At 38.7% G+C, this 4,442-nt stretch carries 4 protein-coding genes and 1 pseudogene; all 5 read left to right on the top strand.

The genetic code is table 11. The features are described from left to right. Positions 1 to 184: 184 nt before the first annotated feature. Positions 185 to 679: pseudogene (locus QAI40_RS16885) on the top strand (PAS domain S-box protein); the annotation flags it as partial. Positions 680 to 724: 45 nt separating this feature from the next. Next, positions 725 to 1,843: a hybrid sensor histidine kinase/response regulator gene (locus QAI40_RS16890; protein WP_442875423.1), complete on the top strand. Its 1,119-nt coding sequence runs from the start codon at positions 725 to 727 to the stop codon at positions 1,841 to 1,843. 487 nt (positions 1,844 to 2,330) lie between these two features. After that, positions 2,331 to 2,627, top strand: a complete 297-nt coding sequence (locus QAI40_RS16895; protein WP_304511905.1) for a hypothetical protein — start codon at positions 2,331 to 2,333, stop codon at positions 2,625 to 2,627. Continuing rightward, complete coding sequence (locus tag QAI40_RS16900; RefSeq protein WP_304511906.1) at positions 2,624 to 3,247, top strand: Shedu immune nuclease family protein; 624 nt, start codon at positions 2,624 to 2,626, stop codon at positions 3,245 to 3,247. Before QAI40_RS16895 ends, QAI40_RS16900 begins: the two co-directional genes overlap by 4 nt. 81 nt (positions 3,248 to 3,328) lie before the next feature. Then, positions 3,329 to 4,291, top strand: coding sequence for a hypothetical protein (locus QAI40_RS16905; protein WP_304511907.1), 963 nt, complete (start codon positions 3,329 to 3,331; stop codon positions 4,289 to 4,291). Positions 4,292 to 4,442: the final 151 nt, after the last annotated feature.

Genomic DNA, 4,442 nt, shown 5'->3' on the forward strand with positions numbered 1-4,442 from the left:
TCATCTCACTATTAGAAGTACCTGTCGGGGTTTATAAAAATCTTCAGAATAAATGGTGGCAATTTAAAGAAACATAACTGATATGTCTATAAATTTTGAACAATACATCAAAAATATTTTTTAGATATGCGAAATGTAAGCTACAGATGAAGAATATGAATATGTTGGCAAAGAAAAATACGCACAGATAAAAAAAAGAGGAACTGGAACAGTTGAAACAAAGTTTAAACGCAAAGATGGAAAAATAATTGACGTACTATTAAGCTCCACTCCAATTGATTTAAATAATTTATCAGAAGGGGTTACGTTTACCGCGCTGGACATTACTGATCTCAAGACAAAAGAATTAGAATTATTGGAAAGCGAAGAAAAATATAGGTCTATGATGGAAGCAATGGAGGACCCGGTCTCTATCTGCTCACCTGATTATAGAATTGAATATATGAATCCTGCAATGATTAAAAGGACAGGCCGGGATGCCACAGGAGAGCCTTGTTTCAAAGCCTTACATGATTTGGATGAAAAATGTCCATGGTGTCAATACTATAAGATCCAAAACGGTGAACATTTTACAAAAGAATTTATCAGCCCAAAGGACAACCGCTCTTATATTTTTTCTTATTCGCCCATCTTTCATGAGGATGGGTCTATTTCAAACTTGACTGTTTTCAGAGATACTACTGATTTAAAAAAAATGGAAACCCAACTTCAACAGGCCCAGAAGATGGAGGCCATCGGCACCCTCGCTGGCGGTATTGCTCACGATTTCAATAACATTCTTTTTCCGATTTTAGGCTATGCAGATATGTTAATAGAGGATGTTCCTGAAGACAGTCCGTTCCTAAAGGGTCTGAACGGAATTTATACCAGTGCTTTGAGAGCCAGTGAACTGGTAAAGCAGATACTCACATTCTCCCGTCAAGAGGGTAGTGAACTTACGCTGATGAAGACACAGCCTATTATCAAGGAAGCCTTGAAACTTATCAGGTCAACCATCCCCGCAACAATTAAAATCAAGCACTATATCAGGGCGGATTGTAATGCGATCAAAGCTGATCCCACACAAATTCATCAGATTGTAATGAATCTTGCAACTAATGCCTATCATGCCATGGAGAAGACCGGAGGGGAACTAAAAGTAAGTCTCAAAGAAATCGAATTAGGTGAGTATGACGTAATAACTCCTGATATGATACCCGGAGCCTATGCCTGTTTAACTATAGCAGATACAGGCAAAGGGATGAATAAAAATTTAACAGAAAAAATCTTTGACCCGTTTTTCACCACCAAAGAAATAGGCAAGGGCACTGGAATGGGATTGTCTGTTGTTCACGGTATTGTCATGAGCATGAATGGAGCTATCCAGGTATACAGCGAGCCTGGAAAAGGTACACAATTTCATGTATATCTGCCCGTTGAAAAGAATCTTTCTGAAAAACAGGTAACTCATTCAAAAATAGAAATTCAGGGCGGGACTGAGCGAATTTTACTGGTTGATGATGAAGAGGAAATCATTGCAATGGAGAAACAGATATTAGAACGTTTGGGGTATCAAGTTACTTCACGTACCGGCAGCGTGGAAGCCCTTGAGACTTTTTGGGCTGACCCTGACAAGTTTGACCTGGTCATCACCGATATGGCAATGCCGAATATGCCTGGGGACAAACTGGCAACTGGGTTGATCGAAATACGCTCTGATATTCCTATATTGGTTTGCACAGGGTTCAGTGAAACCATGTCTGAAGAAAAGGCGGCATCTCTGGGCATTAAAGGTTTCCTAATGAAGCCGATTGTGAAGAAGGATCTTGCCCGGAAGATACGTGAAGTGCTGGATGAAAATTAAAATTGTAGAATAATGGCGATATTCCTCAACCATTAATGCTTACTAAAATTGCAGAATAACAGGAGCATTCTTCTGATTTTTTAATTAAAATCTGATTCTACATCCTGTGGTTGGAAAGAATAATATTCCGACACCTGGCATTCAAATATATGAACTAAAACCGAAGTCAAAAGCCATTCTTCCATATTAAACGATATAATATATACATCACATTTTGACAGATTCTTGGATAATAATTTCCGGGGTCTTGACCAAGATCCGCTTACTCTCCAATATGGGTTATTTTTGCAAATCGTTTCTGAATAAATTATATTTTCACCAAAGTTGAATTTTTGAAATGCCTTTACAGGCTTTAGAGACGTTGATATGGTATTCCAGAAGAATTTTTAATTTATTTGATCGGATATCATTCAAAATTACAAGATAAACAGGTCTGTATAATTAATTGTTAGACGTGAACATTTGAATGTATATTGGCTGACAACTTATGAATATATCAATACAGAGACGAGCAGAAATAGCACTCCGCTCACTTGATAAAATTGAGCAAAAAAGAATTTTGCGCTCTCTTTCAGCCATTTCCGCTATAGATCGGGTAAATTTCAGTCAAGACCCTAAGTTTCGTAAGCTTGCGACAGGGTTTTCTGGGAAAAAGTTATATATTTATAAGGGTTCACAAAAACTTAGGCTTATTTTGTCATTTGAAGGGGATGTCTGTACTGTTGAAGATATTGTTGATCATGATAGATTGAGTCGGCTTATAGCGCAAAGTGGACAGGAATGAGAAACCTGCAACCCCATATACTCAATCCGGCACAATGCCGTAATGAATGGAATAATTTTCACAGTTTGTTAGTTTCAAATCCGTCTCTTTCTGAAAGAAAAGATGTGTTACCTTTCTTTAAAACTCGGCAAGATTTATCTATCCTGATATGCAGTTATTTTCCAAAAATAAAAACACCTGACAGATTTGCCCATGAATACCCAATTGATGGTAGCTTTGTTGCAGACCTTATCGTAGGAGATTCAGCGATGCACCATTATTTACTCGTAGAATTTGAGAATGGTTGCATGGATAGCGTATTCAAGAAAAAAGGTAAAAAAGCTACACCTGATTGGGCACCTCGATTTGAGGGTGCCTATTCTCAATTGATTGATTGGTTTTGGAAACTTGAAGACAAAAGAAGCACTTCTGATTTTGTAAATACGTTTGGCAGTCGAAGAGCAACCTTTCAAGGGTTGATAGTCATAGGAAAAGATATGAACCTATCTCCTCAAGAAAAAGATCGTTTGAAATGGCGCATGGATAGAACAATGATTGATTCAAATGCAATATCAAGCGTTTCATTTAATGAATTGTGTGAAGATCTCGACCATTGGCTCAAGGTTTACCATAGCGTCTAACAAGGCGCTTTCAGTCGGACGCGCAAAAAGCCGCGCGCCGCTGAAGCGCAGCGTTATACCTCAGAAAGGAATTATTTAACTATGGCTGATAATTGCCCGGTATGCGGGTCTGAACTCAAAGAAAGGCAAGACAGGTCTGGTGGGCGAGATGTCACTAATTTTTCATGTCCATTATGCGGCGAATATATTTTTTCTCGGACCTTGGTGGAAGATTTACCACACACTTTGAAAACGAAAAAAGATGCCAGCACCAAGATAAGTCATGCCATAAGGATGATGCAAAAAGTCAAAAAATATCCTGAGTTATATACGAATACCGTTGAAGAAGTTCTAAAACGTCCATTACCCAAGCCCAGAGAACAAGCAGATTTGTTCATACGTTGGTTGGCAGAGAATATAGAAGGTCCTGGTGAAACTGTGTGGGTTGAGCCCAGTACCCACAGAACCATTATGGGCGCAAAAACACCCGAAGGGTTTGCTCTCATTCTTCGTCATCTTTTTGATGTTGGTTTAGTAACGGGTCATCTTGATGAGGCTATGAGGGCACCTGGCAGAGCACATGTGACTCTATCCTTTGAGGGATGGGATTATTATGAACAGTTACAACATGGCGAGGGAACATACCGAAAGGCTTTTATGGCCATGAAATTTGGAGTCGAAGAATTAAATAAAATGTTGGAAGAAGTATTTAAACCAGCTGCTCTACAAACCGGATTTGACTTGCAACTTCTTAGTGACGTACCAAAAGCAGGCCTTATTGATGATAGGTTGCGGGTTGAAATACAAGCATCGGATTTCATTATTGCCGATTTGACGCATGATAATCTAGGTGCATATTGGGAAGCTGGTTATGCCGAGGGACTTGGAAAACCAGTTATTTACACGTGCGAGAAAAAGAAGTTTGAAGAAGAAAAAACTCATTTTGATACCAACCACCATCTTACAATTGTTTGGGATAGTAAAAATCCACAACAAGCCGGGGAAGATCTAAAAGCGACTGTGAGAGCCACCGTACCACAGTTGGCAAAACAAGAAGATGATTAAAAAGTATAACACACATATGAGCCACCCTCTAGTCAATAGGCAATAAAATTTTTTAGGGAAAAAGCCATTTTCCTTTAATATAGCGTTAACAAAAAGAATCTCCTGACTTAAATTCAAAAAATGTAGTCTTTAAACCTGCTACAAACACATA

This window comes from Desulfobacula sp. (assembly GCF_030611305.1).
GTDB lineage: Bacteria > Desulfobacterota > Desulfobacteria > Desulfobacterales > Desulfobacteraceae > Desulfobacula.

What these genes read in the sequence shown, in the direction of transcription:
- QAI40_RS16890 (WP_442875423.1), top strand. Translation starts at nt 725, where the DNA reads ATGGAGGCCATCGGCACCCTCGCTGGCGGTATTGCTCACGATTTCAAT.
- QAI40_RS16895 (WP_304511905.1), top strand. Translation starts at nt 2,331, where the DNA reads ATGAATATATCAATACAGAGACGAGCAGAAATAGCACTCCGCTCACTT.
- QAI40_RS16900 (WP_304511906.1), top strand. Translation starts at nt 2,624, where the DNA reads ATGAGAAACCTGCAACCCCATATACTCAATCCGGCACAATGCCGTAAT.
- QAI40_RS16905 (WP_304511907.1), top strand. Translation starts at nt 3,329, where the DNA reads ATGGCTGATAATTGCCCGGTATGCGGGTCTGAACTCAAAGAAAGGCAA.